The 25811-nt window shown below is 59.9% G+C and carries 24 protein-coding genes and 1 tRNA gene; 12 read left to right on the top strand and 13 right to left on the bottom strand.

Annotated features, from left to right (window positions below; translation table 11 throughout):
- The first annotated feature begins 11 nt into the window (after positions 1 to 11).
- Together hutG and gltS are read left to right on the top strand one after the other, a co-directional pair.
- A complete protein-coding gene (gene hutG / locus WIN67_RS01715) occupies positions 12 to 950 on the top strand; it encodes a formimidoylglutamase (protein ID WP_253084308.1) in 939 nt (312 codons plus the stop codon).
- A gap of 52 nt (positions 951 to 1002) precedes the next feature.
- Entirely contained in the window at positions 1003 to 2211 is a 1209-nt protein-coding gene (gltS, locus tag WIN67_RS01720; RefSeq protein WP_110595515.1) for a sodium/glutamate symporter, read from the top strand.
- Here gltS and WIN67_RS01725 read toward each other — a convergent pair whose 3' ends face one another.
- Complete coding sequence (locus WIN67_RS01725) at positions 2212 to 3201, bottom strand: alpha/beta fold hydrolase (RefSeq protein ID WP_339070547.1); 990 nt, start codon at positions 3199 to 3201, stop codon at positions 2212 to 2214.
- Positions 3202 to 3428: 227 nt separating this feature from the next.
- On the opposite strand from WIN67_RS01725, the gene WIN67_RS01730 reads away from it, so the two are divergent.
- The gene (locus WIN67_RS01730; protein ID WP_339070548.1) at positions 3429 to 3740 is read left to right on the top strand and encodes an isochorismate lyase; all 312 of its coding nucleotides are present in this window, start codon (positions 3429 to 3431) and stop codon (positions 3738 to 3740) included.
- A gap of 104 nt (positions 3741 to 3844) precedes the next feature.
- Here the strand turns inward: WIN67_RS01730 and WIN67_RS01735 are convergent, their stop codons facing one another.
- The 3 genes from WIN67_RS01735 to WIN67_RS01745 form a co-directional block, all read right to left on the bottom strand.
- Entirely contained in the window at positions 3845 to 5314 is a 1470-nt protein-coding gene (locus tag WIN67_RS01735; RefSeq protein WP_339070550.1) for a benzaldehyde dehydrogenase, read from the bottom strand.
- Positions 5315 to 5405: 91 nt separating this feature from the next.
- Complete coding sequence (locus tag WIN67_RS01740) at positions 5406 to 6650, bottom strand: aminotransferase class I/II-fold pyridoxal phosphate-dependent enzyme (RefSeq protein WP_339070551.1); 1245 nt, start codon at positions 6648 to 6650, stop codon at positions 5406 to 5408.
- Between the two features lie 185 nt (positions 6651 to 6835).
- On the bottom strand, positions 6836 to 7636 hold the full coding sequence (locus tag WIN67_RS01745; RefSeq protein WP_339070552.1) for an SDR family NAD(P)-dependent oxidoreductase: 801 nt from the start codon (positions 7634 to 7636) through the stop codon (positions 6836 to 6838).
- Positions 7637 to 8124: 488 nt separating this feature from the next.
- Between WIN67_RS01745 and WIN67_RS01750 the strand changes: the two genes are divergently transcribed.
- Both WIN67_RS01750 and WIN67_RS01755 read left to right on the top strand, forming a co-directional pair.
- Positions 8125 to 8706, top strand: a complete 582-nt coding sequence (locus tag WIN67_RS01750; RefSeq protein WP_339070553.1) for a hypothetical protein — start codon at positions 8125 to 8127, stop codon at positions 8704 to 8706.
- Positions 8707 to 9057: 351 nt separating this feature from the next.
- Entirely contained in the window at positions 9058 to 9336 is a 279-nt protein-coding gene (locus WIN67_RS01755) for a hypothetical protein (RefSeq protein WP_339070554.1), read from the top strand.
- A gap of 86 nt (positions 9337 to 9422) precedes the next feature.
- On the opposite strand, the gene WIN67_RS01760 is transcribed toward WIN67_RS01755, so the two are convergent.
- The 6 genes from WIN67_RS01760 to WIN67_RS01785 form a co-directional block, all read right to left on the bottom strand.
- Complete coding sequence (locus WIN67_RS01760) at positions 9423 to 10499, bottom strand: PDDEXK nuclease domain-containing protein (protein WP_339070555.1); 1077 nt, start codon at positions 10497 to 10499, stop codon at positions 9423 to 9425.
- Positions 10500 to 10694: 195 nt separating this feature from the next.
- On the bottom strand, positions 10695 to 11849 hold the full coding sequence (locus tag WIN67_RS01765; protein ID WP_110595360.1) for a Fic family protein: 1155 nt from the start codon (positions 11847 to 11849) through the stop codon (positions 10695 to 10697).
- Positions 11850 to 12169: 320 nt separating this feature from the next.
- Positions 12170 to 12245: transfer RNA gene (locus WIN67_RS01770), tRNA-Phe, on the bottom strand.
- Between the two features lie 104 nt (positions 12246 to 12349).
- Positions 12350 to 12622 (bottom strand): oxidative damage protection protein, encoded by a 273-nt coding sequence (locus WIN67_RS01775; protein WP_016963290.1) that lies wholly within the window; start codon positions 12620 to 12622, stop codon positions 12350 to 12352.
- Complete coding sequence (gene mutY, locus WIN67_RS01780) at positions 12619 to 13686, bottom strand: A/G-specific adenine glycosylase (protein ID WP_339070556.1); 1068 nt, start codon at positions 13684 to 13686, stop codon at positions 12619 to 12621. The genes WIN67_RS01775 and mutY overlap by 4 nt, the downstream gene beginning before the upstream one ends.
- Positions 13683 to 15908 carry an AsmA family protein gene (locus WIN67_RS01785; protein WP_339070557.1) on the bottom strand — a complete coding sequence of 742 codons (2226 nt, stop codon included), beginning with the start codon at positions 15906 to 15908 and terminating at the stop codon, positions 13683 to 13685. Before WIN67_RS01785 ends, mutY begins: the two co-directional genes overlap by 4 nt.
- 342 nt (positions 15909 to 16250) lie before the next feature.
- Between WIN67_RS01785 and WIN67_RS01790 the strand changes: the two genes are divergently transcribed.
- From WIN67_RS01790 to WIN67_RS01820, 7 genes are all read left to right on the top strand, one after another.
- Complete coding sequence (locus WIN67_RS01790) at positions 16251 to 17912, top strand: OFA family MFS transporter (RefSeq protein WP_102882134.1); 1662 nt, start codon at positions 16251 to 16253, stop codon at positions 17910 to 17912.
- Positions 17913 to 18149: 237 nt separating this feature from the next.
- The gene (gene hisB / locus WIN67_RS01795; protein ID WP_011058736.1) at positions 18150 to 18743 is read left to right on the top strand and encodes an imidazoleglycerol-phosphate dehydratase HisB; all 594 of its coding nucleotides are present in this window, start codon (positions 18150 to 18152) and stop codon (positions 18741 to 18743) included.
- Positions 18743 to 19381, top strand: coding sequence for an imidazole glycerol phosphate synthase subunit HisH (gene hisH / locus WIN67_RS01800; RefSeq protein WP_339070558.1), 639 nt, complete (start codon positions 18743 to 18745; stop codon positions 19379 to 19381). The genes hisB and hisH overlap by 1 nt, the downstream gene beginning before the upstream one ends.
- Positions 19382 to 19642: a DUF2164 domain-containing protein gene (locus WIN67_RS01805; protein WP_102862732.1), complete on the top strand. Its 261-nt coding sequence runs from the start codon at positions 19382 to 19384 to the stop codon at positions 19640 to 19642.
- A gap of 42 nt (positions 19643 to 19684) precedes the next feature.
- A complete protein-coding gene (gene hisA / locus WIN67_RS01810; RefSeq protein ID WP_007921811.1) occupies positions 19685 to 20422 on the top strand; it encodes a 1-(5-phosphoribosyl)-5-[(5-phosphoribosylamino)methylideneamino]imidazole-4-carboxamide isomerase in 738 nt (245 codons plus the stop codon).
- Positions 20423 to 20431: 9 nt separating this feature from the next.
- Positions 20432 to 21202, top strand: coding sequence for an imidazole glycerol phosphate synthase subunit HisF (gene hisF / locus WIN67_RS01815; protein ID WP_015633827.1), 771 nt, complete (start codon positions 20432 to 20434; stop codon positions 21200 to 21202).
- A gap of 63 nt (positions 21203 to 21265) precedes the next feature.
- On the top strand, positions 21266 to 22021 hold the full coding sequence (locus WIN67_RS01820) for a substrate-binding periplasmic protein (protein WP_102882132.1): 756 nt from the start codon (positions 21266 to 21268) through the stop codon (positions 22019 to 22021).
- A gap of 84 nt (positions 22022 to 22105) precedes the next feature.
- On the opposite strand, the gene WIN67_RS01825 is transcribed toward WIN67_RS01820, so the two are convergent.
- From WIN67_RS01825 to WIN67_RS01835, 3 genes are all read right to left on the bottom strand, one after another.
- Positions 22106 to 22918 (bottom strand): divergent polysaccharide deacetylase family protein, encoded by an 813-nt coding sequence (locus tag WIN67_RS01825; RefSeq protein ID WP_339070559.1) that lies wholly within the window; start codon positions 22916 to 22918, stop codon positions 22106 to 22108.
- A gap of 116 nt (positions 22919 to 23034) precedes the next feature.
- A complete protein-coding gene (locus WIN67_RS01830) occupies positions 23035 to 24345 on the bottom strand; it encodes a S41 family peptidase (RefSeq protein WP_110595366.1) in 1311 nt (436 codons plus the stop codon).
- A 31-nt stretch (positions 24346 to 24376) separates the two neighbouring features.
- Positions 24377 to 25663 carry a murein hydrolase activator EnvC family protein gene (locus WIN67_RS01835; RefSeq protein WP_102862737.1) on the bottom strand — a complete coding sequence of 429 codons (1287 nt, stop codon included), beginning with the start codon at positions 25661 to 25663 and terminating at the stop codon, positions 24377 to 24379.
- Positions 25664 to 25811 lie beyond the last annotated feature (148 nt).

Raw genomic sequence — 25811 nt, forward strand, 5'->3', positions numbered from 1 at the left:
GGAGCAAGACCATGATCACTACCGCCCCCATGCACCTCTGGCAGGGTCGTATCGACCTGGCCGAAGGCCTGGCCGCCCGGCGCTGGCACCAGTGGGTACAACCCTGGTGTGAACAGCAGCCGGCGGGTGTTGCCTTGCTCGGGCTGGCCTGTGACGAAGGGGTCAAGCGCAACCAGGGGCGTACCGGTGCCAGCCAGGGCCCGGCGGCCTTGCGCGCGGCCCTGGCCAACCTGGCCTGGCACGGCCAAGGCCCGCTGTATGACGCGGGGGACGTGGCCTGTAACGGCCACCATCTGGAAAGCGCCCAGCAGCTCTACGCCAATCGCCTCGGCCAGTTGCTCGAACAGGGGCACTTGGCCCTGGGCCTGGGTGGTGGTCATGAAATCGCCTTTGCCAGCTTCAGTGGCCTGGCCGATTACCTGCGCCGCCAACAGCCCTGTCCGCGGATCGGCATCCTCAATTTCGATGCTCACTTCGACCTGCGTCATGCACCGCAAAGCAGTTCCGGCACGCCGTTCCGACAGATCGCCGAGTATTGCCGACAGGCCGGCATGCCCTTCGAGTATTGCTGCCTGGGGGTCAGCGAGTTGAGCAATACCCAGGCGCTGTTCGAGCAGGCCCGGGAGCTCAATGTGCGCTACCTGCTGGACCGGCAGATGCAGGGCTGGAACCTGCCGGCAATCGAGGCTTGCCTCGACGCTTTTCTCGACGGTATCGACGTGCTGTACATGACCATTTGCCTGGATGTGCTGCCAGCCAGCCAGGCTCCCGGCGTCAGTGCACCCTCGGCCCACGGAGTGGACGTGCAAGTGGTCGAGCACCTGGTACGCCGCGCTCGGGCCAGCGGCAAATTGCGCGTAGCCGACATTGCCGAACTCAATCCCGGGCTCGACCAGGACCAGCGCACCGCCCGCGTGGCCGCGCGCCTATTGGCCAGCCTGATTCACTGAGGGGCACGCCCCTCGCCGCGCAACACCACAATGACAAGAAGAGATGTTTGCCATGCCGACTTTTGAATTGGACGCGCTGACCACCCTGGCGCTGGCCCTGATCCTGCTGGGGGTGGGAGCCCAGCTGAAGAAACGCAGCCGCTGGCTGACCCAGCTCTGTGTCCCGGCGCCGGTGATCGGCGGTTTCGGCTTTGCCCTGATCGTCTGGCTGCTGCGCGACCAGCAACTGCTGGCGATCAAGCTCGACACCGCGATCCAGACGCCCCTGATGGTGGCGTTCTTCACCACCGTGGGCCTGGGGGGCAGCCTCGGCCTGCTGCGTCGTGGCGGCAAGATCCTGTTCGTCTACCTGGGGGCTTGCTGGTCCCTGGCGCTGCTGCAGAACCTGGTGGGTGTCGGTGCGGCCAAGGCGCTGGGCATCGATCCGCTGCTGGGCATCATGGCCGGTGCGGTGTCCCTGGAGGGCGGCTTTGGCGCGGCGGCGGCCTTTGGTCCCATCGCGGAAAACCTCGGGGCGGTGGGCGCCACCACGGCGGCCCTGGCTTCGGCCACCTTCGGCATGGTTGCCGGTGGCCTGCTGGGCAGCCCGCTGGCGCGCTGGCTGATTGAGCGCAACCGCCTGCAGATCCAGGCCGATCAGGTCAGCACTTTGCAGCACCTGGAAAGCGCCGCCCAGGGCTCGGTGGCGCCTCTGGATGCGCCGACCTTGCTGCGCCTGCTGACCTGCGTCCTGCTGATCATGGTGCTGGGCTTCTGGATCGGCAGCGCATTGAACGAACACCTGGGCATTGTGCTGCCGAGCTACGTGGGGGCGATGTTCGTGGCGATCATCCTGCGCAACCTCAATGACCGGGCGCGAATCATCGACATCCCCGACAGCGCAGTGAACACCCTGGGCGACGTATGCCTGGGGGTGTTCCTGACCATGGCCATGATGAGTCTGAAGTTCTGGGAGCTGGAACAGCTCGGCCTGCCGCTGCTGGTGATCCTGGTGGTGCAGGTGCTGGTGATGGTGCTGCTGTGTGTGTTCCTGCTGTTTCGCCTGTTCGGCGGCAACTACGACGCCGCGGTGCTGTGTGCCGGCTTCATGGGGCACGGCCTGGGCGCTACGCCCAATGCGGTGGCCAACATGGGCGCGATCTGTGATCACTACAAGGTCTTTTCCTTCAAGGCTTTTATCATCGTGCCGCTGTGCGGTGCGGTGTTGATCGACATCGTGGCGATCCCGCTGATCACCTGGTTCATCAACGCCTTTGCCTGATCAGCGCTCCAGCATCAGCTGTTGCCCGGGGCTGTTCGGGGCCAGGCTGGCGTGCTGCAGCCAGTGCAGCAGCAGCGGCCAGAGCCGGCTTTCGAAGCGGCTGTGGAAGAAGGCGAAATGGCCGATCTCGGCCTCGCCGATGTCCTCGGGGTGAAGGCGCAGATGTGTACGTGGGCTGTTGCTGAAGTAGCCCAGTAGCCGCTCGATGGCCGTCACGGTGCCAAAGGGGTCGTCGCTGACACTGATGGCGAGGATCGCTGCGCTGACCTGGGCGAAGGGCTGCCCACTACGCTTTGCGGCCAGCCTGCGGCCGCTGGGGCGGCCTTCGTAGCGTGGGTGCGGGGTGGCCCAGTCGCGGACCACCCCAGAAGGTGTGTCCTCCATCCAGCCCAGGCGCTTGCCGGGGAAGTAGCCGTAGAGGCCCGTCAGCAGGGGCATCAACACATGCCATTTGCCCAGCATGCGCCAGCGCAGCCGGGGCTCGTAGTCACGCCAGTAGGCGAATTGCGCGCCCATGGTGGCCACGCGACGGATCACCCCGGCGGAGGCGGCCAGGCCCACGGCGCAGCCGCCGAAGCTGTGGCCCACCACATCGATCGGCTGTCCGGGAAACTCGCGCTGGGCCCGTTGCAGCATGGCTTCGAAATCCAGTGCGCCCCAATCGGACCAGGACGCCTTGAACCCCTGGAGCGAGCCCCGACGCGACTCGCCGATGCCGCGATAGTCATAGGTCATCACGTCGAAGCCATTGGCGAACAGGTAGTCGGCGAAACGAAAGTAGTAGCGGCAGCGCACCGAGGTCGCGGCGTTGATGATCACCACCGGCCGTGCCGGATCGGCTAATGGGTGGCGCCAAGTGAAGCCGCCAAGGAGAACGCCATCCGCCGCCGGTTCGCTGAAGGTTGCGCTGGGGCCTGGATCTGCACCTGAATCTGGACCGGCAGCGGCGGGGCGGGTGGCAGGCAGTTCGGGGGAGGACAGCAGGGACATGGGCGGTTGTTCCTGGGCGGCTGGTGTGGAGTGGGCAAGCCACCTCGCTCAGCGACGAAGTTGTTGTGCGTTCATTAATACCCGGCCCATCCGGGGTGCGGCAACTGCCAGCGCGTCCGCTCGTTGGGGGATGCCTGGTTGCCGGCGACTTTACTCCCGCGCCGGCCCGTGGAAATAATCCGAGCCCCGGCCACGGCCGGGCCCCTGACCCCGATGGAGCGTTGAGCATGGAAGTGAAGCAGCAAATGACCCCGGAACAATGCCAGGGCATGGAAGATATCCGCCGGGAAATCGACACCCTGGATCGGACGGTAATCGCGCTGCTGGGTGCGCGTTTCAAGTACGTGCTGGCGGCGTCGAAGTTCAAGACCTCGGCGGCCACGGTGCGGGCCGAGGAGCGCTTCAAGGCGATGCTCGCCACCCGCCGCGAATGGGCCGAGGCCGAGGGCCTGAGCGCGGATGCCATCGAGAAGCTGTACAGCGATCTGGTGCAGCATTTTATTGCCGAGGAGATGAAGCATTGGCAGGCGGCGGTTTGAGTGACTGACTCTGGATCGAGGAAGGTGCAACGGCCCTTTTTATCGGGCCGTTGTAGCTCTATAACCACTCATTTCAGAAGCTTGCGCATGGTTTGAGGGCGTGTTCACAACAGATAAGTCGGGGCTTTTTCTTTCAAGGTCAGCCATTGCCATTGTGTGAACGTTTCCCAGTTAGCGGTACCGCCGATACTGGAACCATTGCCGGAAATGCCAACGCCCCCCAGTGGGTTGATCGCTTCCTCATTGACCGTCTGATCGTTGATGTGAAGCAGTCCGACCTGCAGTTGTTCTCCGAGCTTTAAGGCTCTTCCTACGTTGTTGGACAAAATTGCCGCCGACAAACCGTACTCGGTATTGTTGGCCATCTGTATGGCCTCTTCATCTGTGTCGAAGGGCACCACTATTGCGATAGGGCCAAAAACTTCTTCGTGAAATATTGGGTTCTCTGCGGTTACGCCAGTCAGCACCGTTGGCTGGAAAAATAACCCATCATATTGGCCTCCGGTTTCAACTCGCGCTCCCGCCTGTTGAGCAGCCTGTATCAGTTTATGAACTCGATCACGTTGCTCTGCGTTGATCAGGGGGCCAAGCGCAACATTTTCTTTGGCTGGGTCGCCAACTGTCAGAGTTTTTGCCTTTGCCACCAATTTCGTGAGGAACTTGTCGTAAATTTTGCGCTGTACCAGTACACGTCCGGAGGACATGCAGATTTGTCCCTGATGCAAATAGCAACCCCAGGCCGTGTTGGAGATGGCTTGGTCGAGGTCGGCGTCATCAAGAATGATCAGTGAGTTCTTACCTCCTAACTCCAACGAAACTTTTTTCAGATGACGGCTGGCGGCTTCTCCAATCTGGCGGCCTGCGTTTGTGGAACCGGTAAATTGGATCATTGCAATATGAGGATCGGATGTCAGGGCTGCCCCGATATCCTTCCCACCCGGTAGCACATGCAGTAGCCCCGCTGGCAGGCCTGCAGATTCGAACAGCCGCGCAAGTACAAAACCGCCGCTTATAGTGGTGCGGGGATCTGGCTTAAGGACCACGGCATTGCCCGTCGCCAGGGCAGGAGCCACTGCGCGCATGCCCAGGTATAGAGGGAAGTTGAATGGGGAGATTACTCCTACCACGCCCATTGGCCTGCGTCGGGCGATGCTTAAGCGCCCTGGGGTTGAAGGAAGCACTTGGCCTTGCTGGCTAGAGGGCAGGCTGGAACTTTCGCGTAAGGCTTTAAGAGTGAGCGACATTTCGTAGTTGGCCTTGGTTCGAGTTGATCCAGTTTCACGAACAAGCCAGTCAACAATCTCGTCGAAATGCATCTCGGCCAATTGTGCGGCCTTGCGAAATACCGCTGCGCGTTCGTCGTAGTGTTGCTCGTACCAGTTTTTCTGAGCTTCACGTGCGTTCTGGCTGGCGCGGGACACTTGACCAATATCAGCATTGCCCACGCGCCCAAGCTCCGATCCAGTAGAGGGCTCAGTAACGGCTGTAGGAGGTTTCATGCCTGGTTGCCAGTGGCCGGTGAACAGGCGCTCGTGCCAGAGCTCGATAGGTAAAAGCAAGGGAATAGTAGACATAGTGGATTCCTTTTCTCGTGTGCTATTTGGGGAGAAGCGATTACTTCAAGAAATACCGCTGTGCTGTGAAAAAATACGTGATGGAAAATAGTTATTTATCAAAGCTTTTTAGGCGCCTGCAGGCTTCCTCAATGATCGGAAGCGGATGTGCATAACAGATTCGAAACCAACCTGGAGTTGCACAATCGAATAATTGTCCTGGTGAAATATTGATCTTTAGCTCCTGAAATATTCTTTTCCAAAGATGGTTTTCTGACTCGAATGTAGATTCCGTCAGAAAAGAGCTGAAGTCAGCGAGGATAAAAATACCGCCTTGAGCTGGTAATGTCTTCACTCCTAGCTCATTAAGGGTTTTTTCTATTTTCTTATAAGCTTCGTGTAGTTGTATTTTGCTGTTTTCTATGATTTTTGGTAATTCTAGTGCTTGTAAGAATTCTGTCAGGAGCGCTTGAGTATGTGTCGATACGGCAGAGTAATAAGCCAGTGCTTGCATCCCTTTAAGTAGTTCGGAGTTAAAGGAAATGGCGAATCCGGTGCGAAATCCGGAGAGGGCAAAGTCTTTCGCGAAACTGCTGGTCACGTGAACTCGATGCAAGTAATCGTCAGGAACCAAACTTAATAGGCTGGTCCATTGTGTGTCCGGATCGTGGATTGTCTGTGCGTAAATTTCATCGGAAATAATATCTAGATCATGCGTCATGCAGAAATCTATAAGGGTCTTCAGTGCTGCGGCGCTGTATACCGTTCCTATTGGGTTGTTGGGTGATGACAGAAGGACCGCGCGAACGGTTTTTCCATTTCTCTTTTGTGCTGAAAGTGCAGATTCAAATGCGTTGCGGCTTAGGTTTTCAGAGCAATGTACTCCGACAGCAGTCAGCTCGGCTCGAGCACTGATATCATCGATAAATCCGGAGTAATAAGGTGCAGGGATCAGTATTACGTCACCTGGGTCTCCGAGCATTGTTGCGAGCATTTCCAATGCCAGCGAGCACCCCGCACCTACGACAATATTCTCAGATGTCAGGTGGCGAGGTGAGCCTTTTGCAAAGATGACAGTCTGCCAGTAGTTGGCTATAGCGGTTCGGAATTCTTCACTGCCATGGAAGTGGTCATAGTGAATGTGCTTTGCATTGAACTTGGTGCGGGTATGGCTTTTTTGTAAAAGCTCAATGATTTCATCATTAATCAAATGTGTTTCTGCGGTTCCCATATTTATGTAGCCATAGGGATTTTCATCGGGAGTATACATGTCGCCGACTGTACTGAAGTGCGCGTGAACCAATGGCGGCATGTCTTTGACATTAGCTTGGCCACGTTTTGACAGAGATGTTATCAAGGCTCGTCTCCTTTAAATGAAAGCTACAGATGCATGAAGTAGCGTCACAGGCCAAGGGGAGGCTTATAATGCGTTGTTAACTACCCCCGTCCTGATGCATTCAAGCCATACTTGGTCTGTATATGTGTTTTGCGAACTTTTATCTTGATGGAGTGTTTTACTGGTTGTCTGGCGGTTGCACTGGTTTATTGGTTTGATTTTTCTGTCAATATTCCCGGTCGAACCCCCAGCCCCATAGACGCATCAATGGTACATCCATGCAGTACAGTGGATTCGCTCTGAAGAAGTTGATGCAGCCAATAGGCAATTTCTTTAGGTTGGATAAGGCGTTTTTTTGCCATACCACTCTCGAATGCTTTTCGTTCATCTAAGCTGAGGTTAGCTAAAGTGCTCGATGTAAACATGGCTGTTTCTGTAGCACCTGGGCATATCACAAAGACATCGATAAGCGTATGGGAGTTTTCAACCGCCAGCTGACGAGCGAGGAAGCTTACAGCAGCCTTGCTCATACCGTCGCTTAATTTGAATTTTGGAAAGGCAGCTATGCCTCCGCCTACTGAAGATATAAAGATTAACTTGGAAGGTTCCGTTCTTTTTAATAGTTGCTCTTCAACCGTTTCATATAACCATAGTGGTCCAAGTGCGTTGACTTTGAGCATGGCCTCGTCGCTACTGGTTCCGCCAGATGTGTTTGAGTCGATGTAGCGATTTACCGTGGCGGAGCCTAGTGCTGCGTTGAAAATGATTCCATCCCATGAGTGTTTTGTAAGGAAGCTGGCTTTTCTTATGGATTGTTGATCGCCCTGATCAAGCTGATAGGCAAAAACCTGTTCTGGATACTGGCTGCAAAACTCATCTGCAATACGGGATGAGCTATTGTAAGTTATGTGTACTTCATAATTGTTTTTGACTAGCAAATGCACGCTTGCAGCACCAATTCCCTGGGTTCCCCCAGTAACAAGTATTTTCTTTTTATTAGGATTCATGATGTTTCCTTTACGGAATAATTATTGTTTTAGGTGTTTGTGTAATCCGGTTCGTTGGATTGCCTAAGTTATGGTAACAGCGCGTGGATCAATTAAAATTGCAAAGTTTTATTAGGAATAGTTGAAGTGTCGTTGTTTATTCTAATAAATTCATAAATGCTCGAAGAATCTTGCGTGGGCCGGGAGGTTTTCTATTTTCGTTGGCTTGCATTGGAGGAGAAGCTGTCCAATCGGCTGGTGTATGGCTTGTTTCGGCGCAGCGCATTGCGTTTTGCCTGATCTGCGCGTTGCTGTCGATCTGGCGGTTGGCTGTTCGCGGTTAGGCCCAGCCGTAGCGGGCTGCGGTCCCACTCCATCAAGTGCGCTGGGCTAGAGCAGGCTTTTAATGGTTCTTGCTTGGCCTTGGATTACCGCCAAGCGCCTCTCTCGGGCTAGCGCCGGCGCCGGTAGACTGGCGGCCTTTTCTCGAACGATCAGGAACGACAACCATGCAATTTCGCTCATGGACAGGGCTGGCGCTGGCAGCGCTTTTGGCTGCGACCGGGCAGGCACAGGCGAGCGAGCCTTCCTCGGTGTATCTGCGTTGCAGCATGACGCCCGAGCAGTACGCCAAGGCCATGGCGGCGGCGCCACGCCCGGCGATCTTCTACAACGATTGGCAGAAGTGGTTCGACAGCAAGGACATGTACGGCTCGGCCCGGGTCGATGCCGGGTGGTTGCCGGATTCCGGTGCGCGCAGCCTGCAGGAAGTGGTGCAAATGTGGGTGGGGGAGGGTGCCACTTCTCACTACGACCCGCAGACAGGCCGTTGGCAGTTTGCCTTGCTGCAGTTCACTGAAAACTACGGCGAGATGATTCAACTGCTGGCGCCGCTGCGCAGCGTCGCCCCTTACTGCCAGCCCGGGTCCGACAGTTTCCTGCTGATCTACTCCTACATTTGGGGCGATGGCGACAACGCCTACCTGACCCTCAACAAGCAGCGCAGCCAATTTGCCGTCAAACCCACCCAGGCACAACGCGCCGAGGCCGATGCGGCGCTCAAGGTGCTGATGGATGCCGGTTCGCAGTGAAGTGGTTGGGCGGCTGAAGTGCTGCAGCGCCCTCTTTGGGGTTGGTTTGAGCGCGGGCGGGCCGGTTACTTTCAGTCACCAGGTGAGGGCTTGCGCTGATCGGACCTGCTCTTTACTCTGCGCCGGTCGCTGCCAAATCAGCGGCCGGGTGTAGGAGCCCGAGAGTCGCACCGTGCACAGGCGCCCTGTTTTTCTTGGGCGCTTCTTGCTGCCCTGTGTTTTATGGCGGCTGTGCGCGGGCACGCTTCGGCGTGGCCGGGTTGTGCGACCGGTCTCCTACCCCGCGTACAGTTGCCACCCAGCTTGTAGGAGAGTTTGGGGGGAGCTTCCCTAACGCACGGAGCTACACCAATGAACGGATATATCCCTCTTCAACACACGCCAGCGGACAACCCCGTCCTGCTGATCAATCCCCATGCGCCGCTGGTCGATCTCCTGGCCTGTGCCGATCAGCGCATACGTGCCCTTCACAAACTGATGAACAGCCTGTCCTGCATGACCGCGCAAACGGCTGACGCCAGCGACCTGTTCCAGATCGCCGACATCGCCGCGCTGCTGCTCGGTGATGGCGTGGCCCTGCTCGATGTGGCCCAGGGGCAGGCGATGGAGCGGGCGGATAAGGCCTTCTGATTGGCGGATGCAGGTAATGCGTAAAGGCGGCCGGGATCGATAGGATTCTGGCTGCCTTCAAACTGGCCTGAGAGCATCTGAGGCGCTTATGAACTTCTGGGAAGCGTTTGGTCAGTTTGCGCCAGTAGGTGTTCTTCGATCCTGGCCCGCTCGCGGTCCAGTTCATCGCGCAGTTGCTCTTCGCTGGGCAGTACCAGCTTGTACTTGCTGGCAAACAGTTGTTCATGCCCGTGCAGCACGGAATAACGAACCACGGATTCGTCCTTTTGTGTGCACAGAATGATGCCCACTGTAGGTCCATCGTCCGCCCCGCGCTTGAGTTCATCGTAAAGGCGCACGTACATATCCATCTGGCCAATATCCTGATGGCTGAGTTCGCCACGCTTGAGGTCGAAGACCACGAAACATTTGAGCAGGTAGTTGTAGAACACCAGATCGAGGTAGAAGTCTTTGCTCTCGGTGCTGATGCGCTGTTGGCGAGCAACAAAGGCGAAGCCCTTGCCCAGTTCAAGCAGGAAGGCTTGCAACTGATTGATCAGCGCCTGCTCCAGATCGTTCTCCAGCAGGCTGGCGGCGTTGGGTACCCCAAGAAACTCCAGCAGTACCGGATCGCGGACAAACTCTCTGGGAGTCTTGCCCAGGGCTTGAATCTTGATGGCCGCCTCTTGCTCGACGGGTGCGCGATCCTGGCTACTCAGGAGGCGTTCGTAATAGAGCGTGCCGATCTGGCGTTCCAGGGCTCGGGTTGACCAGCCCTGTGTCGCGGCTTCATGCATGTACCACTGGCGAGCGTGCTGGCTTTCGACCCTTAGCAGCAAGCGATAGTGGGTCCAGCTCAATTCGCGACGCAGTGCGTCGCATTTTTCGAAGCTCAGGAAGAATCCCCGCATATGCCGCAAGTTGGTAGCGTCGAAGCCTTTGCCAAACTCCGCGCTCAGTACTTTTGCCAGCTCTGGCAGCAGTCGCTTTCCATAGGCTGCCCGCTCGGCACCCCCTTGCTCGAACTCTACGATATGCCGGCCAATCTGCCAGCAGGTTTGTACCTGTAACGTATCGACAGTGCGTAGTGCCTGTCGGCGCGATTGACGGATCAGCTCGCCGAGGCTGTCGATCAGCGGAAGAAGGTGGATGTCGGGATTGTTCCCCGTAATTGCCTGACTCATATGAACCTCCACGGAGGGCAGCCTGACGGATGGGCAAACTGAGGAGAGTGCCAGCAAGTCACGACTTGAGTTGGGTCATGGGGTATCGGGGTATTTCTGTCGGGGTGCAGTGCGCAATAGAAGCCTGGCAGTAAGCCGCAATTATTCGTTCAAGATTTATTTTGCTTCTGGCTGATGTTGATCTGCTCGCTGGCGTCATGGCGCTTCAAGCGGTGCCGGTATGAACCCTTGCTCTCGAAGCGCCTTGATCATTCCTCTGATGAGGTAGCTGTTGGAGAAACCGATGGTGTACTGCCGGGCGTTGGTGCTGATGGGTAACAGCATGCCCTGGTCCACCAGTTTCTTTATTTGATAGGTCCTTTGCCCGGCAGTCAGCTTGGGCAGCGCCTGGGCGATATCGCTCGATTTAACAACACCTGACTTGATCGCCGTGGTCAGTACAGTTTCTTCCGCAGCAGTGATCCATTGTCGATCCCGAGCAAAGGTAATGGCGGGAGCCAGGATGTGCCGGGTCAGGTAGCGATAGTCGGTGAGGCGGTTGACCTTTTCCAGATCGTCCCTAATGCCCTCTAGAGCATAGGTACACCAGGTCTCCAGTCCGGCCTTGGTTCCTTGGTCCGCGGTGGCGAGCATGGCGTAGTAACGTTCCCGATCGTTGAAGAAAACAGCGGTAGGGTTGAGTACGCGGCCACCCGTATCGACGTTGAAGCCATATTTCATCAGCTGTGCGTAAGTCAGGAGGCGCACCACGCGACCATTGCCGTTGCCAAAGGGGTGAATCCAGCCAAACCGGTGATGGGTCAAGGCCACTTTCATCAAGTCGTATTTGGGCAGGTCCTCCCGATTGACGAACTCCACCAGCTCTTGCATGTAGCTGGGCACCATCAGGGCATCAGGAGGTAGGTGGGCGGCCTGAGCGATCTGCACTGCGCCCTGGCGATAAGCTCCAGGCGTCTTATCGCCCTCTCGCTCCAGGTCCTGGACGGTCATCGCGTGCAGCTCTCTGATGGTGAGCTCGGTAATCGGTGTTCCCGGGCCAATGGTTTGCTCGATGTAGTCCAAGGCTTTTTCGATGTTCGCCACTTCGCGTAGCTGATCGGTGTCCTCGGCTGTGCCTTCAACCTTGCTCTCGATGTAGTCGGCAAGTGTTGTGTGGTTGCCTTCGATGCGAGCCGAACCCAGGCTTTCCAGGATGTGGAAGATCGTTTTCAGCTGATAGAAGACCGCAGGAGGCGTATCGCCTTCCAATCGCAAGCGCCGAAGGTGCTCAAGCTCGCTGAGCACGTCCACCAGATTGGAGTCGAAGGACGGGTTTAGCAGCTCAAGATCGTGATGGAAGAATGCAGGCATTGTGCAAACATCTCGAAAGCCGAAAAAATTATCTATGATTTTTTTGCTGTAAGCCTTGTTCTATAGGGGTTTTGGTCGAATATCAAAAGATGATTATCTCAAGATGGTTCTTCATTTAAGTGGATGTTTGAGAAAAGCTGAGGCGAGATGTGCTGTATTGGCGGCGTGATGGTCGCGCAGTGGCTTGGTTGTGCAGAAAAGAAAGCGGGGGGTATCGCGCGGGGAGCGGGAAGGGTCAAATTCCAGGCAACAAAAAACCCGCACTAGGCGGGTTTCTTGGTTGCTTTCACGTGATGTAAACACCACCTGAAAGCTGAAGGTGGTGCCCAGAGACGGAATCGAACCGCCGACACGGGGATTTTCAATCCCCTGCTCTACCGACTGAGCTATCTGGGCAACGGGGCGCATTAAACGGGTTTTTCAGGGGGGCGTCAAGCAAGTTTTGAAAAAAAGTTTAATTATTACCGCCGCTTACGTTCCGCCCCCGATTTTCCGTGGGTTTACTCCGCCGGCGGCACGTAGCCTTCGGCCTTGGCGTATTCCTCGCCGGAGAAAAATTTGTCCATCTCGCCCTGCAGATATTTGCGGTCTTCGGCATTCATCATGTTCAGGCGCTTTTCGTTGATCAGCAGGGTCTGGTGTTTCTGCCAGTCGGCCCAGGCCTTGGCCGAGACGTGTTCGAAAATATCCTGGCCTTTGGCGCCCGGGTACGGGGGGCGTTCCAGGCCCGGCAATTGTTCCTGGTACTTGCGGCACATTACGGTGCGGGTCATGACGACTCTCCTGCATTCAAGACTTCGGCCGCGCGTTTGAGCAGTGTTTTCACCGGGGCGGCAAGGCCCAGGCGCGGCGGGGTGGCGAGGTTATACCAGAGCCAGTCGGCCTCGGCGACGTGCAGCGCCGACTCTTCGACCCGGATCAGCCAGGGCTCGATGGCCAGCTGGAAGTGACTGAAGGTGTGGACCAGGCCGGGCATCTGCTGTTGCTGGCCCAGCTCCAGGGAGTGCTGCGATGCCAGGTGCGGGATGTCGTCCAGGCCATCCAGTTCCGGCAGGCTCCACAAGCCGCCCCAGAGGCCGCTGGAGGGGCGCCGGTAAAGCAGGATGGCGCCTTCGCGGTTGGCCAGCAACGGCATCAAGGTGCGCTTCTGCGGCACCTCCTTGCGCGGCTTGGGAATCGGGTAGCGGGTTTCCAGGCCGAGCATGTGGGCTTCGCAGCCGCGCTCCAGGGGGCACAGCAGGCAGCTGGGCTTGCTCCGGGTGCAGAGGGTCGCCCCCAGGTCCATCATCGCCTGGGTGTAGTGGTTGACCCGGCTGTGCGGGGTGAAGCGTTCCGCAGTGGCCCACAGCTGCTTGGCCACCTTGGGTTCGCCCGGGTAGCCCTCCTGGGCTGTGAAGCGTGCCAGCACCCGCTTGACGTTGCCGTCGAGGATCGGCGCCCGCAGGCCCATGCTGATGCTGGCGATGGCGCCAGCGGTGGACAGGCCGATGCCCGGCAGCTCGGTGAGTTTTTCCACGTCCCGGGGAAACTCGCCGCCGTACTCGGCCATGACGATCTTCGCGGTCTTTTGCAGGTTGCGCGCCCGGGTGTAGTAGCCCAGGCCAGTCCACAGGTGCAGCACTTCGTCTTCCGGGGCTTCGGCCAGGGCCTGCACCGTGGGCAGCGAGGCCATGAAGCGGTCGAAGTAGTTGAGTACGGTGCTGACCTGGGTCTGTTGCAGCATGATCTCCGACACCCACACTCGATACGGGTTGATGTCCTGCTGCCAGGGCAGGTCATGACGACCATGGCGGTCGTACCAGTCCAGCACCGCCGGTGCAAAGGCCTCGGCTTTCATCGCTTGAACAGCCCCTTGAGTGCGTTCTTCAGTTCCGGGCTGACTTTGTCACCCAGTTTTTCGTCGATCTTCTGTTGCAGGCGGTCACCGGCCAGCTTGGCGGCTACCTGGCCCAGGCCGTCCTTGTCCAAACGACAGGCCTTGGCCCCCAGCTCCAGTGGGCCGCGGCAGCGCAGGGGCAGTTCAACGCCGGCGAAGCGTTGGCCGACCTGGCAGGCCGGGTCCGGGTTATCGCTGAGGTCACCCTCGACGACGATGCCGACCCGGTAGTCCATGCCCAGCACCCGCAGGTCGATATCACCATTGCCGTTGACGGTCATGCCGGGGATGCGCACTTTCAGGTCCGGGTTGCTGGCCACGCCGTTGCGAAACGTCAGGTTGCCCTTGAGCTCCTGGAACGGTGTGTCCTTGCCCCGTGGTGTGCTGCTGAGGTTCTTGCGGTTGAGCACCGCGATGCCCTGGCACAGCTGCTGTTCGATGTTGGCGTTGAGCAGCACGCCGTTGTTGATCACGAAGCTGGCAGTACCGTTGAGGCTGTCGATCAGCGCCTTCTGGCTGTTGCCGCTGCCGCTGAGGTTGCTGTTCAGGGTCACCAGGCCTTTGACCGGAGGATTCTGGCCCTGGCTTTCGAGGATGCGTTCCACCGGCACGCGGTTGATCTTGGTCTGCAGGCTCAACTGCGGTGTGCTCTGGCGCACATCGAGATTGCCGCTGGCCTCGAAACTGCCGTTGTACAGCTCACCGCGCAGGCTGGACAGTTTGAGCAGGCCGCCCTGGCCGCTGGCCTTGAGCGCGGCATTCTGAATCGGCAGCTTGTCCAGGATCAGTTGGCCGAAGCTCAGGTCGGCGTCGACGTCGAGCTTGTTCAGGCGTTCCACCGGTAGCAGCTTGTCGGTGCTCCAGGCGCCCTTGGTCGGCGAGCTGGGCAGCGGCGTGGTGCCGGCCCCGGCCATGGCATCGGCTTCGCTGCTTTGCACTTCGGCCTTGCGCGCCGTGGCGGCACTGTTGGCTTCGGCCGACTTGGGCGGCAGGTAGCGGTCGACGTTGAAGGTGTCGGCCTTGAGTTGGGCGCGCAGGGATTGCTTGGCGAAATCCTCGATCGCCAGGCGTCCGCTGAAGGTGCTGTCGTCGAGCTTCAGGTTCAGGTCTTCCAGGGCCAGGCTGCTGGGCGTGCCTTGCAGGCGGCTGACCAGCTCGACCTTGCTCAGACTGCCTTCGGCCATGGCCGGCAGGGTCTGGCCGATGCTGTCGACGAATTTCGCCAGGTCGAACTGGGCAATGGAGAGCCCGCCGCTGATCTGCGGGGTCTTGTCCAGATCATTGACCTTGAGTTCGCCCAGGGCGCGCAACTGGTTGAGGGATATTTTCAAACCGGTCCACTGGCCGACGTTGGCGGCCTTGTCCAGCAACAGCTGGCCCTGGGCGGCGAAGGTCACGGTCTTGCCTTGCAGCGGATCGCCGGTGGCCTCGCCGGACAGGCGCATGTCTTCGAACTGGTAGCGCTGCAGGGCGCGATCGAAGCGCAGCTCGCCATTGAGCTCGGTGCGTACCCGCACGGCAGGCTGGTTGCTGGCCAGGAATGCGGTGAGCTTGACCGGGGTGTTGCTGGCTTCGTGAATTGGCCCGGTGCTCAGTTGGATGCTTTCGGCGGTGAACTGCTTGCCGGTCTGTTCATCGTTGTACTCAACCCGGGCGTTGTTCACGGTCAGGCTGTCGATGTCCAGGCGGATGGGCTGCGAAGGCTTGTCTGTGCCGACGCTGGGCTGGCCCGCTTCGCCGGTGCTGGTGGCCGGGGTGTCGGCCTGCTTGTCGGTAGGGGCGGCCTTGCCGATGTCCTGCCAGTTACCGTGGCCATCCTTGTCGCGGCTCAGGCGCAGGTTGAGGCCTTCGACCCGCACATCGCTCATCTGCACTTCACGGCGCAGCAGCGGCAATACCCGGACCGACAGGCCAAGCATCTGCAGGTCGGCGAAAGGTTGGGTCGGGTTGGCCAGGGTGGCTACGCCGGCGTCGTGCAGTTCCAGGCCGAGCCAGGGGAACAGGCTCCAGCCGATGTCGCCATTGAGCGTCAGCTCGATGTGGGCCTTGTCGCGGGCAATCTGGCGAATCTCTTCTTTGTAGTCGTTGGGATCAAACAGGTGGGTCAGGGCGAAGCCCAGAGCCACGATGATCAGCAACAGCCCGAGAATTACCAGACCCAGGATTTTGCCGAACGCTTTCATGGGCGAGTCCTTGTGTGTCGAATTCAAAATTTAGCCAGGGAGTATAACGCTCTGAACCTGGCGACTGGTCACCCATTGCTGTTAGAGGTTTTTTCGTTGTAACGGCCATTTTTTTGCCAGTGGCCTGGCCTGCGGGCGAAGCAGTCGCGGGAAAAAAGGTGATGCCAGTTTGGGTATTTAGTTTGTCGCAAATGGTAACCTCTCGCGGTTCGTCCGTCCTTCTGCGACTGAATGTCGCGCCTGCCCAAAGGGAGCTTTACTCATAAAACGACCGCGCCTGCGTGCCAAGGTCGTCGCAGGGGAGTGGCCGATGAACAATTCTAATAATTGGGGGAAACATCCATGAGCTCTAGCACTGCGGTGGCCAGCCCGGCCGCTCAGCCAGCGTTCTTGTCCAAAGAGCGCATCATTGCCAAGCCCGGTTTCAACCGCTGGCTGGTCCCACCGGCCGCTCTGGCCATTCACCTGTGCATCGGCATGGCCTACGGCTTCTCGGTGTTCTGGCTGCCACTGTCCAAGGCGCTGGGCATCAGCGCGCCAGTGGCGTGCGCGCCGGGCATGGGCTTTATCGAGCAGGTCTTTTCGTCCCAGTGTGACTGGCCGATTTCCATGCTCGGCTGGATCTACACCCTGTTCTTCATCTTCCTAGGCTGCTCGGCAGCGATCTGGGGTGGCTGGCTGGAACATGCCGGGCCGCGCAAGGCCGGTGTGGTATCGGCGCTGTGCTGGTGCGGCGGCCTGCTGATCTCGGCGCTGGGGGTCTATACCCACCAGATCTGGCTGATGTGGATCGGCTCCGGGGTCATCGGCGGTATCGGCCTGGGCCTGGGCTACATCTCCCCGGTGTCGACCCTGATCAAGTGGTTCCCGGACAAGCGCGGCATGGCCACCGGCATGGCGATCATGGGCTTTGGCGGTGGCGCCATGGTCGGCGCACCTCTGGCCGCAGCCCTGATGAGCCATTTCGCCACGCCCACCAGCGTCGGCGTGTGGCAGAGCTTTTTGGTGATGGCCGCCATCTACTTCGTGTTCATGATCGGTGGCGCCCTGGCCTACCGGGTTCCGCCTACCGGCTGGAAGCCTGAGGGCTGGACCGCTCCGGCGAAAAAAGCCGCCAATGCGATGATCACTCACCGCCACGTGCACGTGAACGTGGCCTGGAAGACCCCGCAGTTCCGCCTGGTGTGGCTGGTGCTGTGCCTCAACGTATCGGCCGGTATCGGCATCCTCGGCATGGCCTCGCCGCTGTTGCAGGAAGTGTTCGCCGGCAAGTTATTGGGCAACGATCTGAGCTTCAGCCAGCTGGACGCCGGGCAACTGGCGCAGATCGCCGCGATTGCCGCCGGCTTCACCGGACTGTTGAGCTTGTTCAACATCGGCGGGCGGTTCTTCTGGGCGTCGTTCTCCGACTACCTGGGTCGCAAGAACACCTACTTCGTGTTCTTCGCCCTGGGCTTTGCCCTGTACGCGCTGATTCCGAACCTCGGCCATCTGGGCAATATCGCTCTGTTCGTGGCGGCGTTCTGCATCATCCTGTCGATGTACGGCGGCGGTTTCGCCACAGTGCCGGCCTACCTGGCAGACCTGTTCGGCACCCAGATGGTAGGCGCGATCCACGGTCGCCTGCTGACCGCCTGGGCGGCGGCCGGAGTGCTGGGGCCAGTGCTGGTGAACTACCTGCGCGAGTATCAGTTGAGCATCGGCGTTGAACGCGCCGCGGCGTATGACATCACGCTGTACATCCTGGCCGGTCTGCTGGTGCTGGGTTTCCTGTGCAACCTGCTGGTGCGCCCGGTGGCCGACAAGTACTTCATGACCGACGAGCAACTGGCGGCCGAGCAGGCCCTGGGCCATGACAAGGGCGCTGACAGCAGTGTCGTGCTGGAGTGGAAAGCTTCGTCCGCCAGCTTGCCGGTGGTGATCGCTGCCTGGCTGGTGGTGGGCATTCCCCTGGCCTGGGGGGTGTGGGTGACCTTGCAGAAGACGGCGGTGCTGTTCCATTGATGGCTTCGCCGGCAAGCCCGCTCCTGCTCAGGAGCCGGCTTGCCGGTGCACAAGGTGCCTCGGTCTTGTAGGCCTGGCACCTTCACCAGCAAGTCAGTTTCTACAGTTGTCATGACAGGTACAGCCCCGTAGCCATTGGCTGGCGCCCGTCAGGATATTGTCCAGCGTGTTTCTGTTTGGCCGCCGTCGGGCCTATACTATCCGCCTTTTTCGCCCAATGATTTTGCGGAGCTGGTGATGGCCGAACGTAAGGCATCTGTCGAGCGCGACACTCTGGAAACCCAGATCAAAGCCTCGATCAACCTGGATGGCACCGGAAAGGCCCGATTCGATATCGGCGTGCCCTTCCTTGAGCACATGCTGGACCAGATCGCCCGGCACGGGCTGATCGACCTGGACATCGAAAGCAAGGGCGACCTGCATATCGACGACCACCACACCGTGGAGGATGTCGGTATCACCCTCGGCCAGGCGTTCAGCAAGGCCATCGGCGACAAGAAGGGCATCCGTCGCTACGGTCACGCCTATGTGCCGCTGGATGAAGCCCTGTCCCGCGTGGTGATCGACTTCTCCGGCCGCCCCGGCCTGCAGATGCACGTACCCTTCACCCGCGCCACTGTCGGCGGTTTCGACGTTGACCTGTTCCAGGAATTCTTCCAGGGCTTCGTCAACCATGCCAACGTGACCCTGCACATCGATACCCTGCGCGGCACCAACACACACCACCAGATCGAGACCGTGTTCAAGGCCTTCGGCCGCGCACTGCGCATGGCGGTGGAGCTGGACGAGCGCATGGCCGGCCAGATGCCGTCCACCAAGGGCGTGCTGTAATGCAGACCGTCGCCGTTATCGACTACGGCATGGGCAACCTGCACTCGGTGGCCAAGGCCCTGGAGCACGTGGGCGCCGGCAAGGTGCTGATCACCAGCGATGCCAACGTGATTCGCGAAGCCGACCGGGTGGTCTTTCCCGGCGTGGGCGCCATTCGCGATTGCATGGCCGAGATCCGTCGCCTGGGCTTCGACACCCTGGTGCGCGAAGTCAGCCAGGATCGTCCTTTCCTCGGAATCTGCGTGGGCATGCAAGCCTTGCTCGACCACAGCGAAGAGAATGAGGGCGTTGACTGCATCGGCCTGTTTGCCGGCCAGGTGAAGTTCTTCGGCAAGGGCCTGATCGAGGACGGCGAGCACCTGAAGGTGCCGCACATGGGCTGGAACGAAGTGAAGCAGGCGGTGGACCATCCGCTGTGGCACAACATTGCGGACCGGGCGCGCTTCTACTTCGTGCACAGCTACTACATCCATGCCGGCAATGCCCGGCAGGTGGTAGGCAGCGGTCACTATGGCGTGGACTTCGCAGCAGCGCTGGCCGAAGGCTCGCGTTTCGCCGTGCAGTTCCACCCGGAAAAGAGCCATACCCACGGCCTGCAGTTGCTGCAGAACTTCGCTGCCTGGGACGGTCGCTGGTAAATGGCGATCAAGAAATCCAAGCCGCCGATACTGCGCCTCACTGCCGAACAGGAAAGTGAGGCGACGCACAAGATCAAGCGCTTCATGGAGGAGCGCTTCGAGCTCGACCTGGGCTCGTTCGAGGCGGCGGAGATTCTTGAACTCTTTACTCGCGAAATTGCTCCGCACTATTACAACAGGGCGATTTTCGATGTGCAGACGCACCTCAAGGAGAGGTTCGAGAGCATCGAAAGCGATCTGTGGGCGCTCGAGAAAAATTGATTTTCGAGTGAAGCTGAACAATCGAATTTGAAGGTTTGCCAGATGCTGATTATTCCCGCTATCGATCTTAAAGACGGTGCCTGTGTACGTCTGCGCCAGGGCCGCATGGAAGATTCCACGGTGTTCTCCGACGACCCGGTGAGCATGGCTGCCAAGTGGGTTGAAGGCGGTTGCCGTCGTCTGCATCTGGTGGACCTGAACGGTGCCTTCGAAGGTCAGCCGGTGAACGGCGAGGTGGTTACCGCGATCGCCAAGCGTTACCCGAACCTGCCGATCCAGATCGGTGGCGGCATCCGCTCCCTGGAAACCATCGAACACTATGTGAAGGCTGGCGTGAGCTACGTGATCATCGGCACCAAGGCGGTCAAGGAGCCGGAGTTCGTGGCAGAAGCCTGCCGCGCTTTTCCGGGCAAGGTCATCGTTGGCCTGGACGCCAAGGACGGTTTCGTCGCCACCGACGGCTGGGCTGAAGTCAGCAGCGTGCAAGTGATCGACCTGGCCAAGCGCTTCGAAGCCGACGGCGTGTCCGCCATCGTTTATACCGACATCGCCAAAGACGGCATGATGCAGGGCTGCAACGTGCCGTTCACCGCGGCCCTGGCGGCGGCCACCAAGATCCCGGTGATCGCTTCCGGCGGTATCCACAACCTGGGCGACATCAAGGCCCTGCTGGATGCCAAGGCTCCGGGAATCATCGGCGCCATTACTGGTCGCGCGATCTATGAAGGCACCCTCGATGTCGCAGAAGCCCAGGCTTTCTGCGATTCGTACCAAGGCTGAGGACTCGCCATGGCACTGGCCAAACGCATCATCCCTTGCCTGGACGTGGATAACGGCCGGGTGGTCAAGGGCGTCAAGTTCGAGAACATCCGTGACGCTGGTGATCCGGTGGAAATCGCTCGTCGCTACGACGAGCAGGGCGCCGACGAGATCACCTTCCTCGACATCACCGCCAGCGTCGATGGGCGCGATACCACCCTGCATACCGTCGAGCGCATGGCCAGCCAGGTGTTCATCCCGCTGACCGTGGGCGGTGGCGTGCGCACCGTGCAGGACATCCGCAACCTGCTCAATGCCGGCGCGGACAAGGTCTCGATCAACACCGCGGCGGTGTTCAACCCCGAGTTCGTCGGCGAAGCGGCGCAGCATTTCGGCTCCCAGTGCATCGTGGTGGCCATCGATGCGAAGAAGGTCTCCGGTCCGGGCGAAACCCCGCGCTGGGAGATCTTCACCCATGGCGGACGCAAGCCCACCGGGCTGGATGCGGTGGAGTGGGCGAAGAAGATGGAAGGCCTGGGTGCTGGCGAAATCCTCCTGACCAGCATGGATCAGGACGGCATGAAAAACGGCTTTGACCTGGGCGTGACCCGGGCCATCAGCGATGCGCTGGGGATTCCGGTGATTGCTTCCGGCGGCGTTGGCAACCTCCAGCATCTGGCCGACGGCATCATCGAAGGTCACGCCAGCGCGGTGCTGGCGGCGAGCATTTTCCACTTCGGCGAATACACGGTTCCCGAGGCCAAGGCCTATATGGCTCAGCGCGGGATTGTTGTGCGATAGCCACTGGACAGCATGGCGTGCTCGCGGCACTCTTGGGCACGCCATGGATTCTGGTAACCGGTCATGTTCAAACGTCTTCTTGTGGTTGTCGCCAGCGCTTCTCTGCTCCTTGGCAGCTTGGCCCGCGCCGCTGAAACCGCCGACACCTCCCTGGTGCTGCTGACGGAAAACTTCCCCCCCTACAACATGGCCAAGAACGGCAAGAACTTCGCTCAAGGCGAGAATATCGACGGTATTGCCGTGGATATCGTCCGCGAAATGTTCAAGCGTGCCGGGGTCAATTACAGCCTGACCCTGCGCTTCCCCTGGGAACGCATCTACAAGATGGCTCTGGAGCAACCCGGCTATGGCGTGTTCGTCATGGCGCGTCTGCCGGACCGCGAACGGCTGTTCAAGTGGGTCGGCCCCATCGGCCCGGATGACTGGATCATGCTGGCCAAGGCCGGCAGCAAGATCACCCTCGAATCCCTGGAGCAGGCGCGCAAATACAAGATCGGCGCCTACAAGGGCGATGCCATTGCCGAGACGCTGACCAAGCAGGGCCTGGCACCCCAGGTGGTGCTGCGCGACCAGGACAATGCCAAGAAGCTGGTGGCGGGTCAGATCGACCTCTGGGCCACTGGCGACCCGGCCGGACGTTACCTGGCCAAGCAGGCAGGCATCACCGGTCTCAAGACCGTGCTGCGCTTCAATAGCGCCGAGCTGTACCTGGCCCTGAACAAGGACGTGCCTGACGAGGTAGTGGACAAGCTTCAGGCTGCCCTGGAGCAGATGCGCAAAGAGGGGATGGTGGAGGAGATCATGGGGCGCTATCTCTAGATCAGCGGCAAGTTGCAAGTGGCAAGCTACAAGTAACAGCAGGTCGGCGGCGCGTTGGCTTGCAGCTTGAGGCTTGCCGCCGCCCTATCTGTACTTGCCGTTCTTGCCATGCCCGGCCATGGCTTCGTTGCTGCGCAGACTGATCATCGACTTGATATCGATCCATTCGATGCCCTGGGCCTTGAGCTTGGGCAGTTCGCGTTCGAGCACGGCCAGGGTCTGGGGATAAGGGTGGCCGATCATCACCGCCGAACCCTGTTTGCGCGCCAGCTTGATCGCCGTCTGCAATTGCTGGGCAATCGCCGCCTCGGTGCGCTCGTCATCCAGGAACACATCCCGGGAAACACTGGCCAGACCGATCTTCTGCGCTTGTGCGGCGGCGACCGTCTGGGCGCTGGTGCGGCTGTCGACGAAGAATTTGTGGCGGCGCTGCAAGTCGGCCATCAGCCAGGCCATGGCCTGGGGCTGGGCGGTCATGCGGCTGCCCATATGGTTGTTGATGCCACTGGTGTAGGGCACGGCCTGGAAGGCGGCGTCCAGGCGTTTTTGCAGCTCTTCGATGGGCAGCTCGGGGTGCCAGGCGAAGGGGCCGGTGGCCGGGTCCATGGGCATGTGCAGGATGATGATCTTGCCGGCGCGATGGGCCTCACGGGCGAATTCGGCAGCGTGGGGCGTGTCGGGCATGATCGCCGTGGTGACCGGGCCGGGCAGGGCCAGTACGCGGCGGTCACGGGGCAGGTTCTGGCCGAGGTCGTCGATGATCAGGCTCAGGTAGGCCTTGGGCGCAGCTGGTACTGCGGGTTCGGTAGCGCGGGCCTGGGAAAGGGGGGCCAGGCACAGCAGGGCGAACAGCGGAGCCAAGAGCGAGCGGAACAGAGTGTGGCGGTGGGAAATCATGAGGGTCGGGGTCGGGCCTTATAGGGGAATGGGCGCCCTGGCAGGCGCTTCGCTGGCAAGCCAGCTCCTACACAAGCCAGCTCCTGTAGGAGCCGGCTTGCCGGCGAAGGGTTCAATCACTTGCCGCGAGTGATGCTCAGCCCTTTGAGCAGGCTCAGGGCCTGGGCCAGCTGGTAGTCGTCATCCTGCGGCATTGGCTTGGCCTTGCTCGACGAGCCGCTCGGCTTGTCGGCACCACCGTTGCCGTTGCCCAGGTGGCCCTGCAGGTCAGCTTCCTTGAAGTACTCGCCGTCCTGGGCCTCGCTGGTGATCTTGGCGCGGCGCACTTCGATGTCCGGAACGATGCCCTGGGCCTGGATCGAGCGGCCGTTGGGGGTGAAGTACAGGGCGGTGGTGATCTTCAGCGCGCGGTCGTTGTTCAGCGGCAGCACGGTCTGCACCGAGCCTTTACCGAAGCTGGTGGTGCCCATCAGCACCGCGCGTTTCTGGTCCTGCAGGGCGCCGGCGACGATTTCCGATGCCGAGGCGCTACCGCCGTTGATCAGCACCACCATCGGCACGGCTTCGCTTTCGTCCTTGCCGGTGGCGGAGAAGCGCAGCTCGGAGTTGGCGATGCGGCCTTTGGTGTAGACGATCAGGCCCTTGGTGATGAAGTGGTCGACCACTTCCACCGCAGCCTGCAGCACGCCGCCCGGGTTGTTGCGCAGGTCGAGGATGATGCCGTTGAGCTTCTTGCCGTTGTCCTTGCGCAGCTTGGCCAGGGCCTTGGAGACTTCCTCGCCGGTCTTGACCTGGAACTGGGTGATGCGGATGTAGCCGTAGCCCGACTCCAGCAGCTGGCTCTTCACGCTCTTCACCTGGATGGTGGCGCGGGCCAGGGTCACGTCGAACGGCGTGCCGCCGTCGCGCACCAGGGTCAGGGTGATTTTCTGGCCGATCTTGCCGCGCATCTTGTCCACGGCTTCGGTCATGGTCTGGCCACGGGTCGGCTGGCCGTTGATCTTGACGATCAGGTCGCCGGCCTGGATGCCGGCCTTGGACGCTGGAGTGTCGTCGATGGGCGAGACCACTTTGATAAAGCCGTCTTCGGCGCCGACTTCGATGCCCAGGCCGCCGAACTCGCCGCTGGTGCTTTCCTGCAGTTCGGCGAAGTCTTCCGGCCCCAGGTAGGCCGAGTGCGGGTCGAGGTTGCTGAGCATGCCCTTGATGGCATTCTCCAGCAGGGTCTTGTCATCCACGGGTTCGACATAGGCCGCCTTGATCCGGTCCATGACCTCGGCAAAGGTGCGCAGTTCTTCCAGCGGCAAAGGTGCCTTGGTGGTCGCGGCGGTCGCCGATTGAGCGGTTTCGGCGGCAAACGCCAGAGGCGCTCCGATCACCAGGGCGATCGTCAGGGCCAGCGAGGTAAGGCGGGACAAATGCAGCATGTCGAACGAACTCCTAATTTAGATGCAGCGCTTATCCTTGCGCGTGGCACCACTGTGCCGGGTCGCTGGGGCGGCCCTGCTGACGAATTGCAAAGTACAGCGCAGGAGTGTCCTGTCCGCCACTATTGCCCACTGTGGAGATGGACTCTCCGGCCTTGACCACATCACCGGCTTCTTTGAGCAGTGTCTGGTTATGTCCGTAGAGACTCAGGTAACCGTTGCCATGATCGAGGATCACCAGCAGCCCGGCGCCGCGCAGCCAGTCGGCGAACACTACCCGGCCACCATGTACGGCGTGCACCTGGCTGCCGGCGGCGGCGCTGATCATCACCCCGTCCCACTTGGAACGGGAGTCGTCGCCACGGGTTTCACCAAAGCGTGCCAGCAGTCGACCATCAACTGGCCATGGAAGTTTTCCCCGGGCTGCAGCAAATGCACCGCCGAAGGAAGGGCCGGCGCTGGAAACCAAGGCGCCGGGGCTTGATCTGACGGGCTTGCGCGGGGCATCGCTGGCGTCGGCCTGGGCCTCACGTAAACGCTTTTTTTCGGCTTCCTGCTGGGCGATCAGCGCTTTCTGACGCGCCTCTTCTGCCTCGCGAGCCTGGCGAGCCAGGGTTTCTTCAATGGTTTTCAGGACTTTGGCCAGGTCGGCCTGGTCCTGTTCGCGGGCCTTGAGCTTGTCGTCCCGGGCCTTCACGTCGTTGTTCAGCTTGGCCAGGGCCAGCTGGCGCTCCTTGCGCACTTTGTCGAGTTCTTCACGCTGGCTGTCGAGGCTGCTCTTCTGCACCAGCAACTGGGCCTGTTGCAGGGAAATGTCCTTTTCCACATTGGCCAGCTGACGCAGGGTCTCGTTGAAATTCTTCAACTGCTCCAGGCGCGCTTGGCTCAGGTAGTCGTAATAGGTCAGGGTGCGGGCGAATTTTTCCGGATTCTGCTGGTTGAGCAGCAGCTTGAGGTATTCCTGGCGCCCGTTCTGGTAGGCCGCGCGGGCCTGGATGGCGATCAGTCGTTGCTGTTCAGTGCGCGCGCTCTGGAGTTTTTTTTTCTCCTCATCGAGTCGCTGCAGCTCGGATTCGCTTTTCTTCAGCTCTTTCTGCAGGGCTTCGACCTGCTTCTCAAGCTTGCCCATCTCGGTCTCGGTGCCGCGCAGTTCTTTCTGCACCCCGGACTTTTCTTCCTGCAGCTTGCCCAGCAGCTTTTTCAGCTCGGCAATGTCCTGACGCGTGGCGTCCAACTGTTGTTGGGTTTGCGCGCGCTCATCGGCAAAAGCCGGTTGGAGCAGGCAGATCAGAGCAAGGGCAATCAGGGCGCGAAGCATAGAGGCGGGCGACACCAGGGAAAGGGACGGTCTAGTATGCCCGCCCATCGCTGCAAAAAAAACGCCTCAAAGCCAACTGCTTTGCGGCGTTCGTCATAAAAAGCCGTTTCCGGGCGGTTATTGGGCCATTTGCTATCAGGGTGCAGGT

Source organism: Pseudomonas idahonensis (assembly GCF_037903935.1).
GTDB lineage: Bacteria > Pseudomonadota > Gammaproteobacteria > Pseudomonadales > Pseudomonadaceae > Aquipseudomonas > Aquipseudomonas danubii.

What these genes read in the sequence shown, in the direction of transcription:
- hutG (WP_253084308.1), top strand. Translation starts at nt 12, where the DNA reads ATGATCACTACCGCCCCCATGCACCTCTGGCAGGGTCGTATCGACCTG.
- gltS (WP_110595515.1), top strand. Translation starts at nt 1,003, where the DNA reads ATGCCGACTTTTGAATTGGACGCGCTGACCACCCTGGCGCTGGCCCTG.
- WIN67_RS01725 (WP_339070547.1), bottom strand. Translation starts at nt 3,201, where the DNA reads ATGTCCCTGCTGTCCTCCCCCGAACTGCCTGCCACCCGCCCCGCCGCT.
- WIN67_RS01730 (WP_339070548.1), top strand. Translation starts at nt 3,429, where the DNA reads ATGGAAGTGAAGCAGCAAATGACCCCGGAACAATGCCAGGGCATGGAA.
- WIN67_RS01735 (WP_339070550.1), bottom strand. Translation starts at nt 5,314, where the DNA reads ATGTCTACTATTCCCTTGCTTTTACCTATCGAGCTCTGGCACGAGCGC.
- WIN67_RS01745 (WP_339070552.1), bottom strand. Translation starts at nt 7,636, where the DNA reads ATGAATCCTAATAAAAAGAAAATACTTGTTACTGGGGGAACCCAGGGA.
- WIN67_RS01750 (WP_339070553.1), top strand. Translation starts at nt 8,125, where the DNA reads ATGCAATTTCGCTCATGGACAGGGCTGGCGCTGGCAGCGCTTTTGGCT.
- WIN67_RS01755 (WP_339070554.1), top strand. Translation starts at nt 9,058, where the DNA reads ATGAACGGATATATCCCTCTTCAACACACGCCAGCGGACAACCCCGTC.
- WIN67_RS01760 (WP_339070555.1), bottom strand. Translation starts at nt 10,499, where the DNA reads ATGAGTCAGGCAATTACGGGGAACAATCCCGACATCCACCTTCTTCCG.
- WIN67_RS01765 (WP_110595360.1), bottom strand. Translation starts at nt 11,849, where the DNA reads ATGCCTGCATTCTTCCATCACGATCTTGAGCTGCTAAACCCGTCCTTC.
- WIN67_RS01775 (WP_016963290.1), bottom strand. Translation starts at nt 12,622, where the DNA reads ATGACCCGCACCGTAATGTGCCGCAAGTACCAGGAACAATTGCCGGGC.
- mutY (WP_339070556.1), bottom strand. Translation starts at nt 13,686, where the DNA reads ATGAAAGCCGAGGCCTTTGCACCGGCGGTGCTGGACTGGTACGACCGC.
- WIN67_RS01785 (WP_339070557.1), bottom strand. Translation starts at nt 15,908, where the DNA reads ATGAAAGCGTTCGGCAAAATCCTGGGTCTGGTAATTCTCGGGCTGTTG.
- WIN67_RS01790 (WP_102882134.1), top strand. Translation starts at nt 16,251, where the DNA reads ATGAGCTCTAGCACTGCGGTGGCCAGCCCGGCCGCTCAGCCAGCGTTC.
- hisB (WP_011058736.1), top strand. Translation starts at nt 18,150, where the DNA reads ATGGCCGAACGTAAGGCATCTGTCGAGCGCGACACTCTGGAAACCCAG.
- hisH (WP_339070558.1), top strand. Translation starts at nt 18,743, where the DNA reads ATGCAGACCGTCGCCGTTATCGACTACGGCATGGGCAACCTGCACTCG.
- WIN67_RS01805 (WP_102862732.1), top strand. Translation starts at nt 19,382, where the DNA reads ATGGCGATCAAGAAATCCAAGCCGCCGATACTGCGCCTCACTGCCGAA.
- hisA (WP_007921811.1), top strand. Translation starts at nt 19,685, where the DNA reads ATGCTGATTATTCCCGCTATCGATCTTAAAGACGGTGCCTGTGTACGT.
- hisF (WP_015633827.1), top strand. Translation starts at nt 20,432, where the DNA reads ATGGCACTGGCCAAACGCATCATCCCTTGCCTGGACGTGGATAACGGC.
- WIN67_RS01820 (WP_102882132.1), top strand. Translation starts at nt 21,266, where the DNA reads ATGTTCAAACGTCTTCTTGTGGTTGTCGCCAGCGCTTCTCTGCTCCTT.
- WIN67_RS01825 (WP_339070559.1), bottom strand. Translation starts at nt 22,918, where the DNA reads ATGATTTCCCACCGCCACACTCTGTTCCGCTCGCTCTTGGCTCCGCTG.
- WIN67_RS01830 (WP_110595366.1), bottom strand. Translation starts at nt 24,345, where the DNA reads ATGCTGCATTTGTCCCGCCTTACCTCGCTGGCCCTGACGATCGCCCTG.
- WIN67_RS01835 (WP_102862737.1), bottom strand. Translation starts at nt 25,663, where the DNA reads ATGCTTCGCGCCCTGATTGCCCTTGCTCTGATCTGCCTGCTCCAACCG.